Source organism: Saccharibacillus brassicae (genome assembly GCF_006542275.1).
In the GTDB taxonomy this organism is placed as follows: Bacteria; Bacillota; Bacilli; order Paenibacillales; family Paenibacillaceae; genus Saccharibacillus; species Saccharibacillus brassicae.
This window is the reverse complement of record NZ_CP041217.1, coordinates 4660649-4686997: the sequence shown is the minus strand read 5'-3', so window position 1 is coordinate 4686997 and position 26349 is coordinate 4660649. Positions and strand designations below refer to the sequence as shown.

Below are 26349 nucleotides of genomic sequence, written 5' to 3'. Positions count from 1 at the left end.
GGAAAGGCGGCTGTAATCAGCCTGCCTTTCCGCCGCTAATCAATCCGGATTAACGTTTCAGGTTAACGACTTCCTGGAGCACTTCGTCGGAGGTCGTAATGATTCTGGAGTTCGCTTGGAATCCGCGCTGCGCCGTAATCATTTCGGTAAACTCGCTCGTCAGATCGACGTTGGACATTTCCAGCTGGCCGGCTACGATGCCCCCGGCCATTGCATTAGGCCCATCGGCTTCGGCTTCAAATACGATCGTCTCGCCTTCTGCCATAGCATTTTGTCCTACCCGGTACAGGTTGCCGCCTGCTTTTTCCAATCCTTCCGGGTTACGTACTACAACAACAGCTATCCGGTTATCTGTTGCAATCGTTCCGTCAGCAGCTTTGATCGCGACTACTCCGTCACTACCAATCGAAAAAGTCGAACCTTGCGGGACATTGATCGCTCCGCCTCCAGTATTAAGAACAAAAAGTCCATCCGAGTTAACCAAGTTGCCCGTTCCATCAACATGGAAGTCACCTGCTCTTGTCAAGAAAGCATTTGCGGCATCCGTTTCAGCGGTCAGTCCGACTGCGAAGAAGCCGTCACCGTCGATACGAAGATCCGTTGGGTTGTTCGTTGTCATGGCGCTACCCGCCAAGTGCAAGGTGTCAATGGAACCGATCGATACACCCAGACCGATCTGTTTGGCGTTAGAACCGCCTACTTCTGCTGTAGAACCTGTTGCGCCTGCTGCCGTTTGGCTGAGGATATCTTTGAACATAACGCGTGAAGATTTGAATCCGGCCGTATTTACATTCGCGATATTGTTGCCGATGACGTCAAGTTTGGTTTGGAAGCCTTTCATACCCGACACGCCCGAATACATGGATCTCAACATTAAATGATTCCTCCTGTGATTGTGCACAATTTTGAGTATGATCGTATAAACTTGAATTGCTTTCATTTTACTGTCATTGCCGGAAAAAAACCCGGCTATAAAGTGCTATTTTTTACCGCGTCATGCGTTCGGCGGTAATACGGCTTCCTATCGGGCCAGCCGGTCAAACTAGGAAACGATGACGGCACTGTCGATTTGAGTGAACACATTGTCTTTCATGGAACCTCCGTCGACTGCCGTAACTACGGTGCGGTTGCGCACGTTTACGATCAGGGCCAGATCCTGCATCAAAACGAGCGATTCTTTGGAGCCTTTGGCGGCCGCCTTGTCGATAGCACTGCCGATTTTGCGAAGCTGCTCCGGGTTGAATTCGATACCCCGCTGTTCGAGCCTTTTCGAAGCATGTCCGCTAAACTTCAGCAGTTTATCTTCGAGTACGTTCTTGAAGCTTTCCTGTCCCGCGTTCGGACCTGTGGGCCTCGATACGGTCGGCGGCATTTTCGCCGGATATAACTGCCCTACGCGAATCGGGTCGTTCATTGCGCACCTCCGCTAGTTCCGGATGTCGGCGTACCGGCTGCCTCCTCTACGGATTGTTGCGGAGCCTGATTGTCTGCTGCCGGAGCTGCTTCCGTCGTCTTCGCTTCTGTCGTTTCTTTGGAAACGGCATCCGTTTTGGCTGCTGCCGCCGCGTCTGTCGAAGCTGCCGGATCCGGTGCTTTACCCGGCGTAACGCCTTCTGCCTTGTCGTCAGCCGCTCCAGCCGGTTCTACCATCGTGATCTCCGAAGTCGGAACGAGATACTTGCCTACGGCCGCGAACATTTTTCCGTCTTTTTGCAACACGGAAGCTACGTTACCGGTCAAATAGTTTTTCGATTCCGTATCGTACCAGGTGACTTTCTGGCCGATCAGTTGGGAAGCCGAACCCATCGAAGCATTCATCTGCGTCAGCTGCGTAGACATGTTCATCAGCTGTTCCAACGAAGAGAACTGCGCCATTTGAGCCGTAAACTGCGAATTGTCCATCGGGGCGAGCGGATCCTGGTTTTTTAGCTGCGCGATCAAAATGGTCAAAAATTGTTCTTTGCCCATCGTTGCCGAATCCTTGGAAGGAACCGCTGCCGCTTTTTGCACGTTTTGTGTGGAATAGTTAGGCCAAATGTTCGAAGTTGAAACATTGTTGTTCGCCAAAAATTTTCGCCTCCAATCTGAATTACGCTTCTGCTATAAACGAACTGCCGGACTGCGCCGCCGTTTTTTGTCTCAGCCATTCGCCGAGTTCTTCGCCGAGTTCAGCCGCCAAGATCGCATCGTCGTTGGCTTCTTCTCTGGCACGGGAGCGTTTTTCCTGCTGTTGTCTACTGCTTGCTTGTCCACCGTTTTGGTCCATTTGCGATTGCAGAGAAGAACTTTGCGTCACTTCAAGCCGCTCTACCGTCAAGCCTTGTCCCTGCAGCGATCCTCTCAGTTGAACCATCTGCTGCTCCAGCATATCTTTGGCAGCGGCATGTTCGGTCACAAAGTGGGCAACCAGCTGTCCGGCGTGCATCGTAATCCGGATATCGACTTTGCCGAGATGATCGGGCGTCAACGAAATTTTGGCTTCGGTAAATCCTTGCTTTTGCAAAATTTCCAGTCGGTCGACGACAAGCTTCTCAACCTCTTGTGCCATACGGTGTACAGGAACCGCTTCAACCGGCTTGGCTGGCGTCGTGCCGTTTGTACGCATAGCCAGTTCTCCCGCCGTAATCGTGCCCTGCGGCTTGATCTCCTGCGACGCTTCTTCGGAAGATTGTCCTTCCTGCTGCGTACCGGCCTGCTGAGATTGACTTTTCGCCGATACGATTTTGGACTCCGCCGTGTTCGTCGCTTGCGCTTCTGCCGCCGGCTTGGAGACCGTCTGATCATTTTTTGTCGGCTGTGCGTCATCCGCAAGCTGAACGACTGCTGCCGGCTGCTGCGTCAGACCTTGTTTGGCTTTGGTTTGCGTATCGCTATCGACAGTCTGAATCGTCTGCTCAAGAGCTGCCAACGCCTGCTGAGCCTGAACTTTTACTGCAGGTGCCGCTTGATCCGATTGCTGCAGATCGATCAGTTGGGCCACCGTATCTTGAAGTGCAAATTTCAGCGTAGCCGGGTTTGAAGCCAGTGCCTGAACCGCATTTCCAGCTGGCTGTTCCTGTTCGGTTCCGCCTGCTTCTTCAACGCTGCCGAGAAGCGCCTGCGCCTGCTGAATCCAGCCTTGAAGCATCGGCATCAATTCCGGATTTTCCGTCAACTGTTCATCCAGTACATCAAGCTGCTGCATCAGTTCGTCGAGCTTCTGTTCGAGTTCTTCGGCCGCACCGTCGTTCGACTGTTGGTTCTCGCCGCTCGTTTGCTCAGTTGCCGTAATCAACTGCTGAAGCGCGGACAAAATCGGATTGGCCGGCGTTTCAGCCGCAATTGCAGTTGTAGTCGATCCTGTCGCGGAGACCGCGGCTCCCATCAACTGCTGAAGCGATTGACCGAATAAGGCTGCTGCTCCGCTTGCGACCGTAACGGTACCTGCTTTGCTTCCTGCAGCAGCGGCAGCCGGGGCCGCCGGAGCTCCTGTCGTCATTCCTGAAATGCTCATTCCCATATTTTCTTGATTCACCTCCTCTCAAATGGACTTAACCGCCGATCAACTTATTGGCCAGGGAAGCAGCCGTTTCGCTATCCGTACCCGCCATCTGCGACAGGATTCCGGAACGGGTCGTATCGTCTACCGATTTCAAAATGGTCAACACCTTTGCTTGATTGGTTTTGGCCATCTGGGCCAGCAGCGTTGCGGCACTCGACGCATCCATCGAAGAAAACGTCTGCGCCAATTGGTCTTGATTCAGCGACCCTGCCGTCGAAGTCGCCGCTTGCGTAGGCTGACTCGCTTTGTCGGCCGCTGTACGCGCCGTATTGGCCGCCGCTTCCAGCGCTTTGGCCGAAGTCGCGTTTTTGAGCATGATCGAGACTTTGGCCGCTTTGTCGGCTGTCATCTTCTGCATAATGCCCGAACGCTGCTCTGTCCCCATCGCGTTGAGCACCATCGCGATTTCCGCATCGGTCAGCGTCTGAAGGATCGGAGCCGCTTTGCTGGCACTCATGGAGCCGTAAGTCTGGGCCAACTGCTTGACCTGCTTGCTCGGTCCTTCTTCTTCCGCCGGCGCCGCAGCCGCTTTGGCTGTCTGGGCTGCTGCGGCCGTATCCAGCTGCTTTTGCAAATCGTCCACTTTGGTCTGCGTATCCGCTTGAGCTTTTTGCGCCGTTTTTAGTTCGGTAGTTTTCTGTTGAAGCTGGGTTTTCAGTTCGCTGATCGTTGCTTCGGCGCTTGCGGCCTGCTTCTCTTCCTGCTTCTGCGCCTGCTGTGCCGGCGTATAAGTCGGTTTGGGAAGCATCGAGCCGACAAGCGGCACTTTGTTCGCCGTCTCCAATACGGTGTTGCGCGTATTGGGATTCGTCAACGCCAGCAGTGCACCGACCAGTACGACCGTGAAGAGAATCGGTACCGCGAACAGCAGGATTCGTCCCGCTTTGCTTCCCGATCCTTCTTCAAGATTCATATCGGCTTCTGCTCCGGCTTTCGCCATGCCTTTGACCTCCCTTTGCACTTGTTGCACTTGCTGATTCCGCTTCGCCTGCGTTCTTAGCGGGTGCGGGAAGCAAATCGAACGGTCGCCATTTCGTCAAGTTCGTTTTGCTCACGCAGCGATTCTTCTTTTTGGAACGACTCCAGTGCTTTGCCACGCGCTTGCAGCCACACTTTTTCGTCCAGCATTTTCGTCGTGAGATGTTCTTTCTTTTCTTCGACTTTTACCTGCGCCGTTTGAATATCCTGGCGTTTTTGCAAAATGCACTGGTCGATGTAGTTGATATAATCCTGCATCTGCTGGAGTTGGAAAGCTGAAACCGCGTTTGTGGCCTGAGTTTGAAGGGAATCGGCCATCTGATCTTTATCGGAGAACAGTTGGCCCAGCGTATGCTTTTCAGCCTGCAATTGTCCGATTGCCGAAGAAAGATGCATTTCGGCATGACTTTTTTCGCTTGTTTTCAGATCCACGACTTTTTGAAATGAATAGTTGAATTTCAACATTTCTTAAGGTCAGCTCCTTGAGAATTCTTGGATTAAACGTTCGATCGTTTCGTCCAGCGTTGTTTTTTCGTCCACTTTTTGTTTTGTAAAATCCCAGATGCGTTGAATGTTCTCGATCGCTTCGTCGATCTCGGCACTGGACCCTCTTTGGTAAGCGCCGATGTTGATCAAGTCTTCCGACTCTTTGTATACCGAGAGCAGCCGTTTCAAGTTGTTGGCCGCGTCGGTTTGAATTTCCGGCGAGATGTCTTTCATGACCCGGCTGATGCTGGCCAGCACATCGATGGCCGGAAAGTGTCCCCGGTTGGCGATACCCCGGTTCAACACGATGTGTCCGTCCAGAATCCCGCGCACCGCATCGGCAATCGGTTCGTTCATATCGTCGCCGTCTACCAACACGGTGTAGAAAGCGGTGATCGATCCGGTCGGCCCCGTTCCTGCCCGCTCGAGCAGTTTGGGCAGCGTCGCGAATACCGACGGGGTATAACCCCGCATCGCCGGCGGTTCGCCGACAGCCAGCCCGACTTCGCGCTGAGCCATCGCAAACCGCGTAACCGAGTCCATCATCATCATGACGTTCATGCCGCGGTCCCGGTAATACTCGGCAATGCTAGTCGCGATCAACGCCGCCTTGATACGTACCAGCGCCGGTTGATCCGACGTTGCGACGATCACGACGGAGCGTGCCAGGCCTTCCGGCCCCAGGTCGCGTTCAATGAAGTCCAATACTTCGCGGCCCCGTTCGCCGACCAGCGCGATCACGTTGATGTCCGCCGAAGTGTTTCGGGCGATCATGCCCATCAGCGTGCTTTTGCCGACGCCCGAGCCGGCGAAGATGCCGACCCGCTGTCCCTTGCCGATGGTCAGCAGCCCGTCGATGGCTCGAACGCCGACGTTGATCGGCTCGTGCACTCTCGGACGCTGCAGCGGATTGCTCGGCACGTTGAACGTCGAAGCGTGGGCCATGCGTGCCGGAAGCAGCGAACCGTCCAGCGGCCTTCCCAGACCGTCGAGCACTTTGCCCAGCAGTTCCGAACCGACCTGTACGGTCAGCGGCTTGCCCGTGCCGACCACGTCGCATCCCGGGCCGATCGACTGCAGTTCGCCGAGCGGCATCAGCAGCACTTTGTTATCCCGGAATCCGACGACTTCGGCCTGGAGCGGAGTCGACGTTTTGGTCGGATAAATGTAGCAAACCTCGCCGATGCTCGCGTCGGGACCTTCCGATTCGACCATCAACCCGATAACCTGCGTCACCTTGCCGTTTACCCGGATTGGATCCAGCTGCCTGAGCTGTTCCAAATACTTGTCGACCAGAATTTCTTTCATCCCTTCACCTCCGCGCCGTCGTTCGCTTTACACTTATCATTGTACATCGTTCCGAAAAAACCTCTAAGGCTAAAAAGTGCTATTTCCGCATTTTAAAAAAACCCGGCAAGTTACCTGAGTTCCTATAGGATTATGTCCGACTAGGAGGTCCAGCCCGCCAATCAGGAACCGGAAGCTTCTTCGTGCAGCGCCATTCTCAGCAATTCGCGTTTGATTTCGGTCAGTTGGGTATCAATTCTGGCATCGACGCTTCCGAAGTTCGATCGAATCACGCAGCCGCGGTCTTTGACGGTCGAATCGGGCAAAATTTGCAGCTCGGCCTGCGAATCAATCGACATAGCAAGCTCTTCACGCGCGGAGTTGATCAGGGAAAACTGCGACGGCGCCACACAAAGCGTAATGGTGCCCTGCTCCCTTTTGCGCGAAAGCGTCTGGCGGATCAGCGAAATGGTCAAAGCTTCGTCCTGCTCCAGCTTGCGATCGATAATTTTTTCGGCAATCGCCGAACTCAGACTGACGAGAAAAGGTTCGGCTTCCTGAATGATTTCTTCTTTGGTCCGAACCGCTTCCTCGATCAACGCCTGCACTTCTTCGGCCGCTTCGCGGATTTGAACGGCAAGCTCCGCTTCCGCCTGTGCTCTGCCTTCCTCATAACCTTCGCGGAACCCCTGCGATTTGACCGCTTCCACCAAATGCTCGTCCTGCTCGCGCTTTTCCTGCCACCAGAGATCAATCTGCTGCTGCGCTTCGGCAAGCATGCGTTCGGCTTGTTCGGCGGATTCCCGAATTTGAAATTCCGCGAATTCTTTCGCATCCCGAATCATTTCGTCTTTGAGGACAACCGTCTGCTGATCCGCAAGCGGAAGCCTCGGTTCGTCCTCATGGCCGTCGATTTCCTGCTTGGAGGCATAATGCCGATGCAGATCAAGCTTGACAAAGTCTTCTTTTGGCACGTACTGCGAAGATTTAATGAGGTTAGACAATGATATCATCTCCTCCGCCGCGTGCGATGATGATCTCGCCCGCTTCTTCCAGCTTACGGATAATCGTTACGATACGAGTCTGGGCTTCTTCCACGTCACGAAGCCGTACAGGCCCCATGAATTCCATTTCTTCCCGGAACGTATCCGCCATCCGTTTGGACATGTTTTTGAATACGACTTCGCGAACTTCTTCGCTGGCGACCTTGAGCGCGAGCTGAAGATCGGCATTTTCGACATCGCGGATAATCCGCTGAATGGAACGATCGTCGATATTGACGATATCTTCGAACACGAACATTCTTTTCTTGATTTCTTCTGCCAGTTCCGGATCCTGGATTTCGAGCGAGTCGAGAATCGTCCGTTCCGTTCCTCGGTCGACGCCGTTCAAAATCGAAACGATCGATTCGATACCGCCTGCCGTCGCAAAATCCTGCGTAACCGTCGAAGACAGCTTTTGTTCCAGTATGCGTTCTACCTGGGCGATAACTTCCGGCGAAGTGCTGTCCATCATGGCGATCCGCCGCGCGACTTCGGCTTGTTTCTCCTGAGGCAGCGAAGACAAGATCACCGACGCCTGCTCGAACTGCAGATACGAGAGCACAAGCGCGATCGTCTGTGGATTTTCGTTTTGGATAAAGTTCAAAATCTGGCTCGGATCGGCTTTGCGCGCAAAGTCGAAAGGACGGACCTGCAAAGTGGCCGTCAGTCGATTGATGACTTCAAGCGCTTTCTGTTCGCCGAGCGCTTTTTGAAGAATCTCTTTTGCGTAGTTGATGCCGCCCTGCGAAATGTATTCCTGGGCCAGGCAAATTTGGTGGAACTCGGCAAGTACCGAATCTTTTTCCGAGCTGTCCACTTTTCGCACGTTGGCGATTTCGAGCGTCAGCTGCTCGATTTCTTCATCGCGCAGATGCTTGAAGATCTGAGCCGAAACTTCCGGCCCGAGAGAGATGAGCAGAATGGCAGCTTTCTGTCTTCCGCTCAACGTTTGCGCGCTTGCTTTGGCCACACTTATTCACTCCTATTCATCGGCTAGCCATGTGCGCAGCAGATTGACAAATTCGTCCGGTTTCTTTTTGGCGAGCGATTCGAGCTGCTTGCGCGTCTGGCTTTCTCCGTTAACCGTCTCAAAACTGATGGACGGCATTTCGGCCGGCGTCGGAAGCGCCATTTCTTCGAGCAGTTCTTCTTCGCGATTTTTTCTTCTGCGACGCAGTACCAGGAAAACGGCTGCGGCAAGCAGTAAAGCCAATCCGCCGATGATGCTCCACAGAAGCGTTCTGGAGATGCCCGTGTCGGCCGCTGCCGTTGCAGCGGATGGCGGGGTAGAAAATACGGCGACTTTTTGCCCAAGCTCCGTCTCATTGTAAGTCGTTCCCGAGTCGGCAAGCGAAGCACCGATGATGTTAACGAGAATATCTGTAACATTTTTTGTAACAGTCCTATCTAACTCCGTCGAGCCTTCAGGCGGTTCAATCGCTACGTTGATGGTTAAGTCCTTTACGATGTACGGGCTCTGAACGATTTCTTTCGTGATTTGATTGACTTGGTAATTCACGATTTTGTTGGAGCTTTCAGACGTCGATTGTCCGGCGCTTGTATCGCCCGGATACGTCGGCACGGCTTCCGTTCCCGTTCCCGCTACGCCGCCGTCCGCGGCTCCCGCTCCGGTATAACTCTCCTGAACGTCCTGCACGCTGATTTCGATGCCCCGCATATTTTCCACGTCGACCGGTTCGTATCTGTTTTCGGTCGAATTCACCTGATCGAAGTTCAACTTCGAAGCGACGAGTACATTAACCCGATCCGCTCCTACCATACTCCCCAGGAACATCTTCACGCTTTTCTCGATATCGCTCTCATACTTGCGCTGAATTGCCAGGTTATCCTGTATCGCCCCTGCGGAACCGGCTCCAAAACCGTTGCCCGCGTTGGAAGCGTAAAGTTCGGCATTATCGCTCGTAATCGTGATATTGTCGATCGGCAAATTCGGAACCGAAGTCTTGACGAGATTGAAATAGCCGTCAATCACTTCCTGGCTCGGCCGGAAACCGGGCTTGAAAGTCATCACGACCGAAGCCGAAGCTTGATCTTGATTCTCGCTGCTGGCAAAAAGGCTTTCTTCGGGCAGGTTAATAAGTACCCGCGCCGTCTCGACCCCGCTCATCATTTTGAGCATCGATTCGATTTCGCCGTTCAATGCGCTTTTGTACTTTACGTTAAACTCGTTCTCGGTCATTCCGAGTGCGGAAGTCGTCGTGCCGAACATTTTGTTGAAGCCGATCGAGCCGTTCTGAATAATGCCCTGCGAAGCCACGTCCACTCTGACTCTCGCGGCATTGGTACTCGGTACCGACAAACTCTTGCCGTCTGCGCTCAATTTATACGGAATGGCGGCGGAATCCAGATAAGTCATGGCCGCAGCCGCGTCTTCGCCGTTCATGTCCTGAAAAGCAACTTCGTATTCCGTCTTTGAAAACTGCATGGTCAGAATCACGATCGTCAGCAGCGTGATGGCAACGGTCGAGACCAACAGCGCCTTTTGGGTTTTGCTAAGTCGATTCCAATAACCCAAAATCGAATCCCTGATTCGGGTCAATCTTTCATTCACATTTTCACCCCACTACGCAGCATTATACTTGGCTCGCTTTTTTTTACAGTTGTGTCCGCATGATTTCCTGGTAAGCTTCGATTACTTTGTTGCGCACTTGCGAAGTCATCTGAAGTCCAAGAAGGGCTTGTTCGCCCGTAATCATCACTTGGTCCACACTCGCTTGTCCAAGCATGAATTGCTTCCCGGTCTCATCTGCCGTTTTCTCCATATTGGATACTCCTTGCAGAGCGTCCTGCAGATAATTGCCGAAGTTTTGCATCGTTTCTTGCGGGGTAGCCTCGGCCGTCTTGTCCTGAAGGTTAGACACGGCACGGTTCGCCATTTGAACCGGGTTGAACATATGGTTTTGAATCATCGCAATCTCCCTTTCCGATCGGTCCGCTTAAGCGTCCGTGATTTGTCTGTGGTGTCTGTTCAAGCGCTAACCGGAATTACTTGCCGATTTGCATCGCCTTCATCAGCATCGACTTCGTTGCGTTCAACGCCGTGACGTTCGCTTCGTAGGAGCGCGTCGCCGAGATCATGTCCACCATTTCCTTCGCGATGTCGACGTTCGGCATCTGGACGTAGCCGTCGCCGTTCGCGTCCGGGTGAGTCGGGTTGTAGACCAGTTTGAACGGCTCTTGATCTTCCTGGATTCCTGTGACTTTGACGCCGCTTGCCGAGCTTTTGCCTTTCATCGCCGCGTTAAGGGTCTGGGAGAACGGAGTCTGGTTATTTTCGGAAAGCACCGTCACTTTGCGGCGATAAGCTTGAGCCTGGCCGTCGACGACCTGGGCTCTTGTCGTATCGGCGTTCGCAATATTGGACGAGATGACGTCCATGCGAAGCCGTTGGGCCGTAAGGGCCGAAGCGCTAACGTCAAATCCGCTGCTGATTCTCATCGTTATCCATTGCCTCCCAGCGCTGTGCGCATCATTTTGATCTGGTGATTGACCTCTTCGATGTACGTGTTATAGCGCAGCTGATTTTCGGCCAGGCTCGTCATCTCGGTGTCGATATCGACATTGTTTTTGTTGTTGTTCATGGCCGTGCTCTTGTCGCTTGTGATGCGTGCGGTCGGAATGGAACCGGCAGAACCGATTTCGATATGACGAGCGTTCGTCATCCGGCCCTTAATCGAACTTACACCGTTCATTTCCGACTGAAGCAGGCTCTCGAAAGAGACCTCGGAACGTTTGAAATACGGCGTGTCCGCATTCGCCACGTTGTTGGAAATGACCTGCTGTCTCGTGTTTGAAGCATCGATTGCGCTGCGCAGGCGGGTAAAGCCGGTATCGTTCAAAATGTTCATCGATTCCACTCCTTTAGTTAATAAAGCTTGTGCACTTTATAAATTATACAAAATTAAATTCGACTGCACTATTCTTTTTTTTGAGCTGCACCTGATCTTTACGATAAACTCTAGCTTTTTTCGCAAATTCCGTCCTACAGGCTCCGCCGCAACCTACATATTATCTAATCTAAGTTTCTTCGAGTTGGGCCTATAAAACAATGAGAAAAAAGCCCTATCTTTCCGCAGTTGAAAGACAGGGCTTTTTCTTATATGGATATCTTTCTTACATTCATCAATTTGACGTAAAAAATGAATATGCTTACACGGTGAAAATCGCTTTTGCGTCCTGATTTTCTCCGTATTTTTCCATATTCCCCATGGAATCAAGTAAGGTCGAAACCTTTAGAGAATGTACTGGCTCAAGTCGCGGTCTTTGGCGATATCCGAAAGTTTTTCACGTACGTATTCCGGGGTAATCGTCATTTGTTCCAAATTCAGCTCCGGCGCTTCGAAGGAAAGGTCTTCAAGCAGCTTTTCCAAAATGGTATGCAGACGGCGGGCTCCGATATTTTCGGTATTCTGGTTGACCGAAGCGGCGATGCTCGCGATTTCGCGAATCGCTTCCTCGGAAAATCCGATATCGATGTTTTCGGTGCGCAGCAGGTCCACATACTGTTTGGTGAGCGCGTTTTGCGGTTCGGTCAAAATGGCGATAAAGTCTTCCAGCGTCAAGCTCTCCAGCTCGACCCGGATCGGAAAACGGCCCTGAAGTTCGGGAATCAGATCCGAAGGCTTCGCCACGTGGAAAGCGCCGGCCGCGATAAACAAAATATAATCGGTTTTGACCGGACCGTATTTCGTGACGATCGTCGATCCTTCGACAATGGGAAGAATATCCCGCTGCACGCCTTCGCGCGAGACGTCGGGTCCGTGACCGCGGCCCGCGCCGGCCACTTTGTCGATTTCGTCGATAAAGATGATGCCAGCCTGTTCGGCGCGGCGCACCGCTTCCTGGTTCACGTCGTCCATATCGATCAGCTTGGACGCTTCTTCCTGGATCAACGCTTTGCGCGCTTCGCGAATCGGCAGCTTGCGGCGCTTGCTCCGCTTGGGCAGGAAATTGCCGAGCATCTCCTGAATGTTCATGCCCATCTGGTCGTTGCCGCCCTGCCCGGCGAGCATGTCGAACATGTTCGGCATCGCGTCTTCGACGTCGATTTCGATCACCTGCTCTTCGAGCTTGCCGGCCAGCAGATCGAACCGCACTTTGCGGCGGCGTTCGCTGAGGCTGCCTTCTTCGTAGCGGGTTTTTTCCGGTTCCGGCTCGGGCGTCTTGCCCTGTGCGCCGCCGAACAGCATTTCGAACGGATTGCGCTGCGAAGTCGACGATTTGGAAGCCGGCTCCAAAATTTCGACGATCCGCTCATTCGCCATTTCTTCCGCGCGGTCTTTGACTTTTTCTGTCCGCTCGGCTTTGACCATGCGAATCGAGGTGTCCACCAAATCGCGGATCATCGCTTCGACGTCGCGGCCGACGTAACCGACTTCGGTAAACTTGGTCGCTTCCACCTTGATGAACGGCGCGCCGACCAATTTGGCCAGCCGACGCGCGATTTCCGTCTTGCCGACGCCGGTCGGTCCGATCATCAGGATGTTTTTCGGCACGACTTCGTCGCGCGTTTCTTCGGGAAGCAGGCTGCGGCGATAACGATTGCGCAGGGCAACGGCTACCGAACGCTTGGCCTTCTTCTGTCCTACGATATACTTGTCCAGCTCCGCTACGATTTCCCGCGGTGTCAGGGCTTCGTTTTTCATGGCCATACCCTCCACTTTTAAGGCGTGTTCGCCGTTCGCGCACGACCCACGGCCCGTAATTGGCGTTAAAGTTCTTCGACGATAATGTTGTCGTTCGTATAAACGCAAATTTCAGCGGCAATCCGCAGCGAAGCTTCGGCGATCTCTTTCGCTTCGAGCTCCGCGTGGCGTTTGAGTGCGCGCGCGGCCGACAGAGCAAAATTGCCGCCCGAACCGATCGCGATAATGTCGTCGTCCGGTTCGATGATTTCGCCGTTGCCGGAAATCAACAGCATGCCGTCTTTGTCCATGACGATCATCAGCGCTTCCAGCTTGCGCAGCATCTGATCGGTCCGCCATTCCTTCACCAGCTCCACCGCGGCGCGCTGGAGATTGCCCTGATGTTCTTCAAGCTTGGCTTCGAACTTCTCGAACAGGGTAATGGCGTCGCCGACAGAACCGGCAAATCCGGCCAAAACCTGTCCGCGGTACAACCGGCGTACCTTTTTCGCGTGCTGCTTCATGATCACGTTCTGTCCCATCGTGACCTGGCCGTCGCCGGCTATGGCCGACTTGCCGTTTTTGCGCACGGCGCAAATCGTCGTCGCGTGAAAAGAAATTTCCATCATGATCCTCCTCTCCGGATAGGGCGGTCAGCTGCGAACGGGATTCAGCGCGTGTTCCGCCGTGAAAGCCGTCAACGCATCCAACGCGCGCATGGCCAGAGCTTCGTTTTTTTCTTTTTTGTTGCGGATCTTCTGTTCCGGTTTCGGCAGCAGGCCGAAATTGGCGTTCATCGGCTGGAAATGGTTCGGATCGGCCGTCGTGATATAACGGGCCATGCCTCCGAGCGTCGTCGCTTCGGGGAAAACGATCGGTTCGCGTCCGAGCGCCAGATGCGCGGCGTTGATACCGGCGATCAGGCCCGATGCGGCCGATTCGACATACCCTTCCACGCCGGTCATCTGCCCGGCGAAGAACAGGTTCGACTTGTTCTTGCACTGGTAGGTCGGCTCAAGCAGCTTGGGCGAATTGATGAACGTATTGCGGTGCATGACGCCGTAGCGGACGATATCGACGTTCTCGAGGCCCGGAATCATCTGGAACACCCGCTTCTGCTCGCCCCATTTCAGATGCGTCTGGAAGCCGACCAGATTGTACAGCGTGCCGGCCGCGTTGTCCTGGCGCAGCTGCACGACAGCGAACGGATTTTTGCCCGTGCGCGGGTCCGGCAGGCCGACCGGTTTCATCGGACCGAACAGCGCGGTCTGGCGGCCTCTTTGCATCATGACTTCGATCGGCATACAGCCTTCGAAATAAATTTCTTTTTCGAACTCTTTGAGTTCCGCGGTTTCCGCCGCGATCAGCGCTTCGTAGAAACGATCGAACTCCTCTTCGGTCATCGGGCAGTTCAGGTACGCCGCTTCGCCCTTGTCGTAGCGGGAAGCGAGGTAGACTTTATCCATATCGATCGAATCTTTCTCGATAATCGGAGCCGCCGCATCGTAGAAGTAGAAATATTCTTCGCCCATGAAGCTTTTGATCTGTTCGGACAGTGCCGGGGAAGTGAGCGGACCCGTGGCAATGATCGTAATGCCGTCTTCGGGAATCTCCGTCACTTCTTCTTCGCGCACGTCGACGAGCGGATGTTCTTTGAGCGCCTGCGTGATGCCGCCCGAGAACAGGTCCCGGTCGACGGCAAGCGCTCCGCCCGCCGGTACGGCGCTGGCATCCGCTTTGCCGATTACGAGCGAATCGAGCCGGCGCATTTCTTCCTTCAGCACGCCGACCGCTCCCGTAAAGCCGTTTGCGCGCAGCGAATTGCTGCATACCAGTTCCGCAAAATACGACGTGTGATGGGCCGGCGTTTTGACTTTCGGCCGCATCTCGTAGAGCGTGACCGGAACGCCGCGGCTGGCGATCTGCCAAGCCGCCTCGCTTCCCGCCAGTCCCGCTCCGATTACCGTTACTCTTTGATTGCTGCTCACTTCATGTTCCCCCTATATTAAACTTCCGCTGCGTCTTCGCTGTCTTCCAGCAGTTCCGTATGATCGCACGACGTGCATTGAAGCTTCGTTCCCTGTTTGCTGCGTTTTTCGACCATCAGCGAGCTGCATACCGGACAAGGCTTCGGCGACGGACGGTCCCACGAAACGAAGTCGCATTCCGGATACTGGTCGCATCCGTAGAAGATACGCCCTTTTTTGCTGCGGCGCTCGACGACATGCCCTTCTTTGCATTTCGGACAGGTCACGCCGATATTTTTGACGATCGGACGGGTATTGCGGCAGTCCGGGAACCCGGAACAAGCCAGGAATTTGCCGAACCGGCCCATTTTGTACACCATCGGCTTGCCGCATTTGTCGCATACTTCGTCCGAAACTTCGTCCTGGATTTCGATTTCTTTCATTTCTTCTTCCGCGAATTCGAGACGTTTCTCGAACGTGTCGTAAAACTCTCTCAACACGCGGACCCACTGTTCTTCGCCTTCTTCCACATGGTCGAGGCTTTCTTCCATATGCGCCGTGAACTCGGCATCGAGAATCTCCGGGAAAAACTGTTCCATCTGTTCGTTGATCAATTCCCCGAGCTCGGTCGGCATGAACTTCTTTTCTTCGATCGCCACGTATCCGCGCTTTTGGATCGTCTCCAATGTCGGCGCATACGTACTCGGGCGTCCGATTCCGAGTTCTTCGAGCGTCTTCACGAGACGGGCTTCCGTATAACGCGGAGGCGGCTGCGTGAAATGCTGCTTCGGTTCGGTGTTTTTGTGTTCAAGCTTGTCGCCCTTGACGAGCGCCGGCAGGAACTTGTCTTCTTCCACGCTTCCGTCGTCGTTGCCTTCCACATACACTTTCATGAAACCCTGGAACCGGACTTTCGATCCGACCGCCCGGAAAGTGGTGTCGCCGGCTGCGATGTCCACGGACAGCGTATCGAGCACGGCCGAAGACATCTGGCTGGCAACGAAACGTTCCCAGATCAGCTTGTACAGACGGAACTGGTCGCGGCTCATGACCGCTTTGACCGATTCCGGATCGCGTTCCATCGAAGTCGGACGAACCGCTTCGTGGGCATCCTGCGAACCCGCGGATTTTTTGGAATATTGGCGCGGCGTCTCCGGCGAGAATTCGGTGCCGTAACGTTCGCCGATAAAAGCTTTGGCTTCTTCCTGGGCGCTGGCGGCGACCCGAGTCGAGTCGGTACGCATGTACGTAATCAAGCCGACCGTGCCTTCTTTGCCGAGATCGATACCTTCATACAGCTGCTGAGCGACCGACATCGTCTTCGCTGCGCGGAAATTGAGCTTGCGCGCGGCTTCCTGCTGCAGCGAGCTTGTCGTGAATGGAGGAGACGGATGACGCTGGCGTTCTCTTTCTTTGACTTCGCTTACGACAAAATCTTTTCCTTCAAAAGCGGCCAGCACTTCCTGGACGTCCTGTTCGCTGCCGAGCTCTTTTTTGCTGCCGTTCAGTTGGTGGAACTTGGCTTCGAATTCGTTGCCTTTGACAGCAAGGCGAGCCGTAATGCTCCAGTATTCTTCGGGCAGGAACTCGGAAATTTCGTTCTCGCGGTCGATGATCAGTTTGACGGCAACCGATTGTACGCGTCCCGCGGACAGTCCTTTTTTGACTTTTTTCCACAGCAGCGGACTGATCTTGTAGCCGACCAGCCGATCGAGAATGCGGCGCGCCTGCTGGGCATTGACCAGATCCATGTTGATCGGACGCGGCGTCTTGAACGCATCCTTGACCGCCTGCTTCGTAATTTCGTTGAACACGACGCGGCAGTCCTGCACGTTGTCGATATTGAGCGCATGCGCCAAGTGCCAAGCAATCGCTTCCCCTTCGCGATCGGGGTCGGCCGCGAGATACACTTTTTTTACTTTTTTGCTGGCGTCTTTCAATTCTTTCAGGATCGAGCCTTTACCGCGAATCGTAATATATTTCGGATTGAATTCGTTGTCGACTTCGACGCCGATCTGGCTTTTCGGAAGATCCCGAATATGGCCCATGGACGCTTTGACGATAAATTTGCTGCCTAGGTATTTGCCTATCGTTTTCGCCTTTGCGGGCGATTCCACGATGACTAGCGCATCAGCCATAGGTTCGTCCTCCTCTCAGGTTGTGCGAGCGCGGCTTTATGGGCCCCTTGCCCTGGACCGCGTCTATCGTTGATTGTGTGCCTTGACTGGAACTGGATCGAAAGTGGGGGTCGACGAATCGCTTATCCGATCCACGTGTAAATGGCGCCGGAGAGCGACTTCACCTGGCTTTTTATGATTAAAGATAGCAGAACGGAATGTAAAAGTCCAAACTCCCAGGAGGTCTTCCGCTGCAGTTCGTCGATGCTTGCATCCCCTTGCTCCAATATAACGTATATCTTCCGCTCCTCTTTTGTCAATTTTTCATGTCCCTCTTTTTTTGCAGCGCTTTGGGGCAGGGGAGCGAAGCAATCGCCGTACGCTTCCAAAATATCTTCCGCGCTTGCGCAGGGCTTCGCCCCGTTTTTGATCAGTTCGAATGTTCCCGCGCTTTTCGGCGAAGTGACCGGCCCCGGCACGGCGAACACGTCGCGGTTGCATTCGAGCGCATAATCCGCCGTGATCAGCGAACCGCTTCTCTGCGCCGCTTCGACGATCAGCACGCCGCGACACAAACCGGCGATAATCCGGTTGCGCAGCGGGAACAAGCCCGGCACCGGCCGCGTACCGGGAGGAAACTCCGACACCAGCAAGCCCTGCTCGGCGATCTCCCGGTGCAGCTGCCGATGTTCCGGCGGATAAGGCACGTCCACCCCTGCTCCGAGCACCGCGATCGTAGTTCCTCCTCGCTTGAGCGTTTCCCGGTGGGCGTATCCGTCGATGCCCCGTGCCATGCCGCTCACCAGGCATATGCCTCGTTCCGCCAGAGCTCCGGCGATCCGTTCGCAGACGACGCGGCCGTAGGAAGTAGGCGTTCTCGTACCGACGATCGCGATGCCAAATTCGTTCAGCAGCTCGCGGCGTCCGATCGTATACAGCAGCCAGGGCGGTTTGGCGGTTTCCTTCATTAGAGTAGGATACTCGTCGTCGTAAAAAGAAATCGGTTCGATGCCAAGCTTGCGCAGCTGCTCCGCCCGTTCGAACGCCTGCGCGATATTCAGGCGTGAGGCCGCCGCGGCCGATTTCGGTTCCGCGCCCAGAGCCGTCCACTCCTGCTCGGTCAGCTCGAACAGCCGCGAATACGGAATGCGCCGCTCCGATACGATCTTGATCAATCCGTACAAACGGTGCCAACCGATGCCTTTCGTTTCGTGCAGTGCCAGCAGCCAGAGGGCTTCAGGCAGTCGTTGTCGCGTCATAGAGATTACCCGCTCCTTTTTGCGAACAAGCGGCAAACGCGAAAAGGCAGCCTTTCTTCCCATAGGGAAAGAAAGGCTGCCTGCCTCGTCGGTTTTGCTTATCCGATTAAGTTTCTTTTCGTTATTGTGCCAGAAAAGAAACCGGAAATCAACCCGCCGTGAACGTCTCCAGCACGCCGCGCTCTTCGAGCACAGCTACGAGCGTAGCGCCCATTTCCGCCGGAGTCGGAGCGACGCGAATGCCGCACTCTTCCAACTTGGCGATTTTTTCGGCTGCCGTGCCTTTGCCGCCCGAGATGATCGCGCCGGCATGGCCCATGCGTTTGCCTTCAGGCGCCGTGGCACCGCCGATAAAGCCGACGACCGGCTTCGTCATGTTGGCTTTGACCCACTCGGCCGCTTCTTCTTCGGCCGTGCCGCCGATTTCGCCGATCATGACGACGGCCTGCGTGCCTTCGTCTTCGTTGAACATCTTCAGGATGTCGATGAACTCCGAACCTTTGACCGGGTCTCCGCCGATGCCGACCGCAGTCGACTGGCCGATGCCGCGCGTCGTCAGCTGGTGCACGGCTTCGTACGTCAGCGTTCCGCTTCGGGATACGACGCCGACTTTGCCGGCTTTGTGAATATAGCCCGGCATGATGCCGATTTTGCAAGCGTCAGGCGTAATGACGCCCGGACAGTTAGGTCCGATCAGAATCGTCTTTTTGCCTTCCATGTAGCGCTTGACCTTGACCATGTCCAGCACCGGAATGCCTTCCGTGATGCAGATGACGAGATCAAGCTCCGCGTCTACCGCTTCCAGGATCGAGTCCGCGGCAAAAGCCGGCGGTACATAGATGACGCTTGCGGTTGCGCCGGTCGCTTTGACCGCGTCGTTTACCGTATTGAAAACCGGAAGTTTGACGGCGCTGCCGTTTTCGAGCTGAATTTCAACTTCGGTACCGCCTTTGCCGGGAGTTACGCCCCCAACCATCTGTGTTCCGTATTCCAAAGCGCCTTTCGTATGGAAAAGCCCTGTCTCGCCCGTAATGCCCTGCGTAATCACTTTTGTATGTTTGTCCACCAGAATACTCATGCCGATCCACATCCTCCGTTTAAAGTCGGTTTGCGAAACTGACGCCGCGGCGATCCGGCCGGTTCTGCGCATCGAACCAGAACCGGCCGCGTACGCACACCGCATTCGTTGGCCGTTCTGTCGTTAGCCAAGCTGAATCCGATTAAGAGACCAACTCTACGATCTTCTGTGCCCCGTCGGCCATCGAGTCCGCGGATACGATATTGAGTCCCGATTCATTCAGGATCTTCTTGCCGAGGTCTACGTTGGTGCCTTCAAGGCGCACAACGAGCGGTTTGTCCAGTTTGATCTGCTTCGCGGCTTCGACTACGCCGTCCGCGATAACGTCGCAGCGCATGATGCCGCCGAAGATATTGATGAAGATCCCTTTGACTTCCGGATCGGACAAAATGATCTTGAACGCTTCCGTTACTTTTTCCTTGGTGGCACCGCCCCCTACGTCCAGGAAGTTGGCGGGTTCGCCGCCGTAGTATTTGATAATATCCATCGTGGCCATGGCCAGTCCGGCTCCGTTAACCATACAGCCGATATTGCCGTCAAGGGCGATATAGCTCAGGTCGAACTTGGAAGCGGCGATTTCCTTCGCGTCTTCTTCGTCCAGATCGCGCAGCGCCAAAATGTCTTTGTGGCGGAACAGCGAGTTGGAATCGAAGTTCAGCTTGGCGTCCAGCGCCATGACGTCGCCGTCGCCGGTGACGACCAAAGGGTTGATCTCGGCGATCGAACAGTCTTTGTCCACGAAAGCGGTGTAGAGCGCCATCATGAACTTGGCTGCCTTGTTCACAAGTTCTTTTGGAATGTTGATCGCATACGCCAGGCGGCGTGCCTGGAACGGCTGCAGACCAACGGCTGGATCGACGACTTCGCGGAAAATCCGCTCCGGTGTGGCGGCTGCCACTTCTTCGATCTCCGTACCGCCCTCTTCCGAGGCCATCAGCACGACGCTTCCGGTTCCCCGGTCCACGACGACGCCGACATAATATTCTTTTTTGATGTCGCAGCCTTCTTCGATAAGAAGACGCTTGATTTCTTTGCCTTCCGGACCTGTCTGATGGGTCACGAGTACCTTGCCGATCAATTCTTCGGCGTAGGTCCGCACTTCATCCAGACTTTTGGCGATCTTGACGCCTCCGGCCTTGCCTCGTCCGCCCGCATGGATCTGCGCCTTTACGACGACGACTGGACTCCCAAGCTCGCGGGCCGCGTCCACGGCTTCCGCCGCGCTGAACGCTACTTTGCCGCGGGGCACGGAAACTCCGTACTGCTGCAAAACTTCTTTGCCTTGATATTCGTGGATATTCATTTGTGAATCCTCCTATCAAATTGGCTCGCACCAGGCGGGTTGCCAGGCAGAAAAAGTACAACCTCAATCATTATAGCACGACTCCGGATAAAAATTGAAACGCTTTCTTGAAATTTGAAGGATTCCGTCTTTTTCGACAAAAATCAACATGCCAAAAACCGGAGCCCAAAAGGCTCCGGTAATATCGATTCTAACCCGGCGTTCAACAGATTGACTGCCGCTTATTTGCCCGAGGAAGAACGGTTTACGTCATGCGCGCGCGCCAGCAAATTCTGGAATCTGCCGAGCAGTTCCACGAATTCCGGTACGTCCATATGCAGGTCTCTCGACATGCATTCCGGAATGTGCGCCGCTTTTTCGCGCAGTTCCCGGCCTTGGTCGGTCAGCGAAATAAACACTTTGCGCTCGTCTTCGGTCGAACGGTTGCGTGACACGAAACCTGCATTCTCCAACCGCTTGAGCAGCGGAGTCAGCGTGCCGGAGTCGAGGAACAGTTCTTCGCCCAGCTCCTTGACCGTCCGTTCGTCCTGCTCCCACAATACGATCAGCACCAAATACTGCGAATAGGTGACGCCCAGCGTCTCCAGATAAGGTTGATACATTTTCGTAATCTCGCGCGAGCTGGCATAAATCGAAAAGCACAGCATGTTGTCCAGTTGAAGCTGCGGATATTCGTTGACTTTGCCCATTGTGCTCACTCCTCTCCTTTTTCGGTCATGTCCGAAATTGATTTACAAACATAATCGCATTAAATTTGATTGTTGTAAATATGTTTGATGCGAATTGTGCAAAAAAAGCTCCATATTGACTTCTTCGGCCGCCGGTTTACAATGAAGGAAGCTGTATAATCGATCGAAAAAAGAGGAAGCACCCTTTTTCGAGGCCAGCGGGAATATTCCGCCATCCGATGAAAAAGAGGTGTTTTTGCCATGTATGGAAAAAGTTACAGCGCTTGCCTGTACGGCGTGGACGGTGTAATCGTGGAAGTGGAAGTCGACATTACGAACGGCCTGCCGCAGACGGCGATCATCGGCCTGCCCGATTCCGCGATTCGCGAAGCGACAGACCGTGTCAAAGCGGCGCTCAAAAACTGCGGCTTCCGCTTTCCGAACCGCCGCGTCACCATCAATCTGGCTCCGGCCGACCTGCGCAAAGAAGGCTCGTCGCTCGATCTCGCGATTGCGCTCGGCATTCTGCTCAGCGACGGGCAGCTGGAGCTGCCGGCAGATCGGCGCTTCGTCGCAATCGGCGAATTGTCGCTCGACGGCACGCTTCGCCCCGTGCCCGGCGTGCTCGCGATGGCCGACTGTGCGCGGCGCCGGGGGTTCGACGCCATTCTCGTGCCGCCGGCCAACGCGGACGAAGCGGCGCTGGCCGGCGGACTTGCGGTGCATGCGCTGCCGCATTTGCGCGCTCTCGTCCCGGAGCGGCAGCGCAAAGAGCTGGCCGCCGGCAAAGAAATGAAGTATGCGTTCGACGCAGAAGGGCTGCGCCACGCTGCACAGCCTTCTCTTCTCGCTGCCGACCCTAGCCACCCCGCCGACGACTATGCGGACGTGCTCGGCCAGGAACAAGCCAAGCGCGCGCTGACGATCGCGGCGGCGGGCATGCACAATATTTTGCTGTGCGGTCCCCCGGGTACGGGCAAGACGATGCTGATCAAACGACTGCCGGGCATCATGACGCCGCTGAGCGAAGCCGAAGCGCTGGAGGCGACGAAAATTTTGAGCGCGGCCGGACGGCTGAACAGCGTTCGCCGGGGATTGGTAACGCAGCGGCCTTTCCGCTCGCCGCATCATACGATTTCTCCGTCCGGACTCGCGGGAGGCGGTTCGATTCCCCGTCCCGGCGAAGTCAGCCTCGCCCATCGCGGCGTTCTGTTTCTCGACGAACTCCCGGAATTTTCCCGCACCGCGCTCGAAGTGCTCCGTCAGCCGCTCGAAGACCGGACGGTCACGATCAGCCGCGCGCGTGCCGCGTTTACGTTTCCCGCGCATTTCATGCTCGCCTGCTCCATGAATCCGTGCCCGTGCGGCGGCGGCCGCGGCGAAGACGGCCAATCGGCCTGTACCTGCTCGCCGCATGCGATCGCCCGCTATCGCAGCCGAATCTCCGGGCCGCTGCTCGACCGGATCGATATGCAGGTCGAAGTGCCGCAGCCTCCGCCCGGGTCTTTGTCGACGCCGGGCGCTTCGTCCGACCGGCTGCGCGATCAGGTTCGGGACGCCGCCGAGCGGCAAAGGAATCGCTACCGTTCAATCGGTCTTCGGGTGAACAGCGAATTGAGCGGCGCTTCGCTGCGCAAATACGCCGCTCTGCCGCGCGAAGCCAACGTGCTGCTGGACAGCGCGATCGGCGCGTTGGGACTGAGCATGCGCTCGCGCGACCGGATTCTGAAGCTTGCGCTGACGATCGCCGATCTGGAAGGCTTCGCCGGTATCCGCACGGAGCATATCGCCGAAGCGCTGCAGTACCGGCAGATGGATCGGCGGGGGGCCGAGCTGTAGCGGACGTAGCTTCTGTTGGCGCAGGCTGCTCCCTCTTTTGCTTGCAGCGATCAACATAATAAAAAGGCTGCCCGGAAATCTCCGGGCAGCCTTTTTTCGTTCATAGGACGCAAATCCCTTTTCCATAGTTGGATTCGTCCGATATCGGGCGTAAGACGAATTGTCGCGCTGCCGAAAGCAGTCGACTGCCGCTAAAAAGCTTCTTCGATATGATCCAGCGAGCGGATCTCAAGTCGGCGGCCGAGCATGACGGCGATCACGTCGAAGCGAATTTCGCGGTCGGACAAGCCGAACCGATGCAAATACACTTCGGCGGTCTGCCGTACTTTGCGCACTTTGCGCGCGTCTACCGACTCGGCCGGCAGGCCGAATCCGCTGCCGCTCCGGCTGCGTACTTCCACGAACAGGATAATCGGCCCTTTGGTGGCGATGACGTCCAGTTCGCCGGAGCGGCAGCTCCAGTTCCGCTCGGCGATCGTCCACCCTTGACGCTGCAAATGCAGAACGGCCGCTTCTTCGGCGGCCCGGCCTTTGTCCTGCCGCGTCGGCGGGATGGGACGGTCTTCCGGCGGGCCGTTCACCGGCCCGCTCTTCTGGCCGCTTCCCGGTCGCTGCGATACACGAAGGACAGCAGCTCGGCCACGAGGCCGTACAGCTCGCCGGGAATCTGCTGGTCGAGATCAAGCTTGGACAGCACTTCGACCAGCGCCGCATCTTCCTGGATCGGAACGCCGGCTTCCTGCGCGCGGGCGAGGATCGCTTCGGCGATGCTGCCGCTGCCTTTGGCGACGACCGTCGGCGCGGACATCTGCTCCGGCGAATAACGCAGGGCGACGGCGCGTTTGCGCGCCGCTTCTTCCGGTTTGGACTCTTTCATATTTTCACATCCACTCCCCGATAGGCCTGCGGCACGAAGGACAGCGACGTGCCTGTCTCGCCCGCGGCAGCGGTTCGCTCGGGCAGCGCGTCCGTGCGCAGCGCCATAAGCTGATAGCCTGCGGCATCGAGCGCCGAAGCGATCTGCGGCTGGCCGGCTTCGAGCAGCGGGCGCGCCCATTCTTCGTCGTTGCGGAAATTCAGGCTGACTTTGCGATCCACGACCTGCACGTCGATGACCGTACGGCCGAGCGACTTCATATCCAGGTCGAACCACAGCCGGCAGTTCGAAGCGTCCAGCTCGCCTTTGCTTCCGCGCCTGGATTCGATCTGGACGGACGCGGTCTGGTTGCCGTCGGGACCGACAAACGGCAGGAACATCGTCACCTGGGCAAAAGGCGCGGTCCGATCGGTATTGAGCAGCAGCTGCTGCCCGGTCATCTGCTGAACGGCCTGCTGCGCCGCGTCTTTGAGCGCGGGCGGCAGCGAATCGGAAGCCGACAGCTGAAGCAGCAGCGACTTGAGATTCTCGCGCACTTCGGCCAACTGCGGAGTGCCGGCCGTTTGGGCGGATCGGGCTTCGGAAGCCGAAGCGGCACTCTCGGGACGGCCGAGTTCCCCCTGCAGGCCGCGCAGCGCCTGTTCCGCCGCCGTGCGGACGGCAGCCGACAAGCTGTCTGGGGTGTCCGTATTGGCCGCGGCTGCGGCAGGAGCCGCGGCGGTCTGCGCCTGCGCGGATACCGGCGGCGTCTGTTGGGGCTGGGTCTGGGCCGGCGGCGTTCCCGGCGGCTGCGCGGTCTGGCCCTGGGCCGAGGCCGGCGGCGTCTGGGCCGCCGGCTGCGCGGCGGGCGCGGGCGGAGCCGCGTTCAGCAGCGTCGCACGCGCGGCCTGATGCTCGTGCTCCGCACCGAGCATCTTGAGCAGTCGGCCGACCCAGGGGCCGCCCTCCGCCGCATCGGCCTGCGCCTGCTGCGGCGCGCCCTGCGCGGCCGACGCGGGAGAACTTCCCGCTGCGGCCGTGCCGCCTGCGGCGGCGGAGCGAAGCTCGTCGAGCAGCGCCTGCACTTTGCGCAGCAGGGCCGCGTCGGCTTCGCCGGGCGCGGCCGTTCCGGCAGCCGCAGGCGCCGGTTGGCCGTTCGCGGTCGCCGCGGACGGCTGGGCGGCAGGCTGGGCCGCCGCAGCCGGCGCCGAAGCTGCGCCGGCCGTGCCGGCCGCGGGAGCCGTGCGCCCCGCGGCCTGCGCAGCGGCGGGAGCTTCGGCCGCTGCGCCGGCGCCGGGCGCAGCGCCGGCTTCCGCCTGGGCGGCGGTGCGGGCCGCAAGCGGCGGGCTCTGCTCGCCGTCCGCCGGCGCCGCCGCTCCGGCAGCGGCCGGATTGGCCGGGCTGCCGGCCGGGGCCGCGGTCCCGGCGGGAGCGGCGCCCGCGTTCGGCGCCGGCACGCCGCTGCCACCCGCAGGGGCAGCGTTACCCGCTGCTGGCGCAGCGGCCGAAGCGGCCGCGTTCGCCGCCTGCGCGCCGACGTTCGGACGGCCCGATCCGGCCGCTTCGTCGCCCGACGCTTCGCCGAACTGCGACAGCGCGGCCGCGACATGCTGCTCCAGATTTTGCAGCAGCGCCGATGCCGGAGGTCCGAATACGGCCTGCTGCATGCCGGCCACGCTCTGCGGCGTCAACGGAAGTCCGCGCTGCTGCAAAATGCCGATCGAGCGTACCCACTGCTGCGCGTCTACCGCAGCCGGCTTTTGCGCAAGCAGATTGCGCACTTCTGTCGTCTGCTCGCGGGTGACCGGAATATCGGCCTGCTGCATCATGCGGATCAACTCGCGGTTCGGCTTGTTGTCGGGCAGGCCGACCTGCTTCAGCGTGTCTTCCATCGACTGCGCCCCGGCTGCGGCGCCCGGAGGAGCCGCAACCGGCTTCAGGACGATCGAGCCGTCTTCCGCCGCAGGCTGCACCTGCATAAAGGACGTCTGCCCCGCCTGCAGCGGCGTTTCCAGCTTGGCGTTCACTTTGACGCCCTGAATCTGAAGCACCGCTTCTTTGCCGTCTTCGGATACCGATTGGACGACGCCCCGGACGACCTGTCCCGCTTTGAGGTCTACCTGCTTGATCTCGCCGGGCTTGGCGTCTCCGATGATGTTTTTGAATAACGAACCGATGTTCATCCCGCTCACCCCGCTTTCCTGAATTTGGCTTGACCTCAGACGAGGCCAGACCTTCTATCCGGTATATCGGACAAAAGGACGCCGGCAATAAGAACCGCC

Annotated in this window: 25 protein-coding genes; 1 reads left to right on the top strand and 24 read right to left on the bottom strand. The window is 56.7% G+C overall.

Annotation, left to right across the window (positions count from 1 at the left end; genetic code table 11):
* Positions 1–49 precede the first annotated feature (49 nt).
* The 21 genes from flgG to FFV09_RS19490 form a co-directional block, all read right to left on the bottom strand.
* Positions 50–874 (bottom strand): flagellar basal body rod protein FlgG, encoded by an 825-nt coding sequence (gene flgG, locus FFV09_RS19590; RefSeq protein WP_141449395.1) that lies wholly within the window; start codon positions 872–874, stop codon positions 50–52.
* A 168-nt stretch (positions 875–1042) separates the two neighbouring features.
* Positions 1043–1414: a TIGR02530 family flagellar biosynthesis protein gene (locus FFV09_RS19585; RefSeq protein WP_141449394.1), complete on the bottom strand. Its 372-nt coding sequence runs from the start codon at positions 1412–1414 to the stop codon at positions 1043–1045.
* Positions 1411–2010: a flagellar hook capping FlgD N-terminal domain-containing protein gene (locus tag FFV09_RS19580; protein WP_281288506.1), complete on the bottom strand. Its 600-nt coding sequence runs from the start codon at positions 2008–2010 to the stop codon at positions 1411–1413. The genes FFV09_RS19585 and FFV09_RS19580 overlap by 4 nt, the downstream gene beginning before the upstream one ends.
* Before the next feature lie 79 nt (positions 2011–2089).
* Complete coding sequence (locus FFV09_RS19575; protein ID WP_170315088.1) at positions 2090–3493, bottom strand: flagellar hook-length control protein FliK; 1404 nt, start codon at positions 3491–3493, stop codon at positions 2090–2092.
* Positions 3494–3530: 37 nt separating this feature from the next.
* Complete coding sequence (locus FFV09_RS19570) at positions 3531–4481, bottom strand: MotE family protein (RefSeq protein WP_141449391.1); 951 nt, start codon at positions 4479–4481, stop codon at positions 3531–3533.
* 56 nt (positions 4482–4537) lie between these two features.
* A complete protein-coding gene (fliJ, locus tag FFV09_RS19565; RefSeq protein ID WP_141450549.1) occupies positions 4538–4981 on the bottom strand; it encodes a flagellar export protein FliJ in 444 nt (147 codons plus the stop codon).
* 12 nt (positions 4982–4993) lie between these two features.
* Positions 4994–6313, bottom strand: coding sequence for a flagellar protein export ATPase FliI (gene fliI, locus FFV09_RS19560; RefSeq protein WP_141449390.1), 1320 nt, complete (start codon positions 6311–6313; stop codon positions 4994–4996).
* 161 nt (positions 6314–6474) lie between these two features.
* Positions 6475–7296, bottom strand: coding sequence for a FliH/SctL family protein (locus FFV09_RS19555; protein ID WP_141449389.1), 822 nt, complete (start codon positions 7294–7296; stop codon positions 6475–6477).
* Positions 7289–8305, bottom strand: a complete 1017-nt coding sequence (gene fliG / locus FFV09_RS19550) for a flagellar motor switch protein FliG (protein ID WP_141449388.1) — start codon at positions 8303–8305, stop codon at positions 7289–7291. The genes FFV09_RS19555 and fliG overlap by 8 nt, the downstream gene beginning before the upstream one ends.
* A 12-nt stretch (positions 8306–8317) precedes the next feature.
* Positions 8318–9907, bottom strand: a complete 1590-nt coding sequence (gene fliF / locus FFV09_RS19545) for a flagellar basal-body MS-ring/collar protein FliF (protein WP_141449387.1) — start codon at positions 9905–9907, stop codon at positions 8318–8320.
* Positions 9908–9950: 43 nt separating this feature from the next.
* Positions 9951–10265 (bottom strand): flagellar hook-basal body complex protein FliE, encoded by a 315-nt coding sequence (gene fliE, locus FFV09_RS19540; protein ID WP_141449386.1) that lies wholly within the window; start codon positions 10263–10265, stop codon positions 9951–9953.
* A 76-nt stretch (positions 10266–10341) separates the two neighbouring features.
* Entirely contained in the window at positions 10342–10794 is a 453-nt protein-coding gene (gene flgC / locus FFV09_RS19535; protein WP_141449385.1) for a flagellar basal body rod protein FlgC, read from the bottom strand.
* A 2-nt stretch (positions 10795–10796) separates the two neighbouring features.
* Positions 10797–11204 carry a flagellar basal body rod protein FlgB gene (gene flgB, locus FFV09_RS19530; protein WP_141449384.1) on the bottom strand — a complete coding sequence of 136 codons (408 nt, stop codon included), beginning with the start codon at positions 11202–11204 and terminating at the stop codon, positions 10797–10799.
* A 384-nt stretch (positions 11205–11588) separates the two neighbouring features.
* Positions 11589–13001, bottom strand: a complete 1413-nt coding sequence (gene hslU / locus FFV09_RS19525) for an ATP-dependent protease ATPase subunit HslU (protein WP_141449383.1) — start codon at positions 12999–13001, stop codon at positions 11589–11591.
* Between the two features lie 65 nt (positions 13002–13066).
* A complete protein-coding gene (hslV, locus tag FFV09_RS19520; protein WP_141450548.1) occupies positions 13067–13606 on the bottom strand; it encodes an ATP-dependent protease subunit HslV in 540 nt (179 codons plus the stop codon).
* 27 nt (positions 13607–13633) lie between these two features.
* Positions 13634–14968 carry an FADH(2)-oxidizing methylenetetrahydrofolate--tRNA-(uracil(54)-C(5))-methyltransferase TrmFO gene (trmFO, locus tag FFV09_RS19515; RefSeq protein ID WP_141449382.1) on the bottom strand — a complete coding sequence of 445 codons (1335 nt, stop codon included), beginning with the start codon at positions 14966–14968 and terminating at the stop codon, positions 13634–13636.
* A gap of 17 nt (positions 14969–14985) precedes the next feature.
* Positions 14986–17085 carry a type I DNA topoisomerase gene (topA, locus tag FFV09_RS19510; RefSeq protein ID WP_141449381.1) on the bottom strand — a complete coding sequence of 700 codons (2100 nt, stop codon included), beginning with the start codon at positions 17083–17085 and terminating at the stop codon, positions 14986–14988.
* Between the two features lie 122 nt (positions 17086–17207).
* Positions 17208–18323, bottom strand: coding sequence for a DNA-processing protein DprA (gene dprA, locus FFV09_RS19505; RefSeq protein WP_141449380.1), 1116 nt, complete (start codon positions 18321–18323; stop codon positions 17208–17210).
* Between the two features lie 148 nt (positions 18324–18471).
* On the bottom strand, positions 18472–19401 hold the full coding sequence (gene sucD / locus FFV09_RS19500; RefSeq protein ID WP_141449379.1) for a succinate--CoA ligase subunit alpha: 930 nt from the start codon (positions 19399–19401) through the stop codon (positions 18472–18474).
* Between the two features lie 142 nt (positions 19402–19543).
* On the bottom strand, positions 19544–20704 hold the full coding sequence (sucC, locus tag FFV09_RS19495) for an ADP-forming succinate--CoA ligase subunit beta (protein WP_141449378.1): 1161 nt from the start codon (positions 20702–20704) through the stop codon (positions 19544–19546).
* Positions 20705–20925: 221 nt separating this feature from the next.
* A complete protein-coding gene (locus FFV09_RS19490) occupies positions 20926–21393 on the bottom strand; it encodes a MarR family winged helix-turn-helix transcriptional regulator (protein WP_141449377.1) in 468 nt (155 codons plus the stop codon).
* Between the two features lie 240 nt (positions 21394–21633).
* On the opposite strand from FFV09_RS19490, the gene FFV09_RS19485 reads away from it, so the two are divergent.
* On the top strand, positions 21634–23211 hold the full coding sequence (locus FFV09_RS19485; protein ID WP_141449376.1) for a YifB family Mg chelatase-like AAA ATPase: 1578 nt from the start codon (positions 21634–21636) through the stop codon (positions 23209–23211).
* 191 nt (positions 23212–23402) lie between these two features.
* Here FFV09_RS19485 and FFV09_RS19480 read toward each other — a convergent pair whose 3' ends face one another.
* Genes FFV09_RS19480 through FFV09_RS19470 form a run of 3 tightly spaced genes read right to left on the bottom strand, consistent with a single transcriptional unit; the run spans position 23403 to position 26250 of the window.
* The gene (locus FFV09_RS19480) at positions 23403–23792 is read right to left on the bottom strand and encodes a YraN family protein (RefSeq protein ID WP_246098386.1); all 390 of its coding nucleotides are present in this window, start codon (positions 23790–23792) and stop codon (positions 23403–23405) included.
* Positions 23789–24088, bottom strand: coding sequence for an EscU/YscU/HrcU family type III secretion system export apparatus switch protein (locus tag FFV09_RS19475; RefSeq protein ID WP_141449375.1), 300 nt, complete (start codon positions 24086–24088; stop codon positions 23789–23791). Before FFV09_RS19475 ends, FFV09_RS19480 begins: the two co-directional genes overlap by 4 nt.
* A complete protein-coding gene (locus FFV09_RS19470) occupies positions 24085–26250 on the bottom strand; it encodes a flagellar hook-length control protein FliK (protein ID WP_141450546.1) in 2166 nt (721 codons plus the stop codon). Before FFV09_RS19470 ends, FFV09_RS19475 begins: the two co-directional genes overlap by 4 nt.
* Positions 26251–26349: the final 99 nt, after the last annotated feature.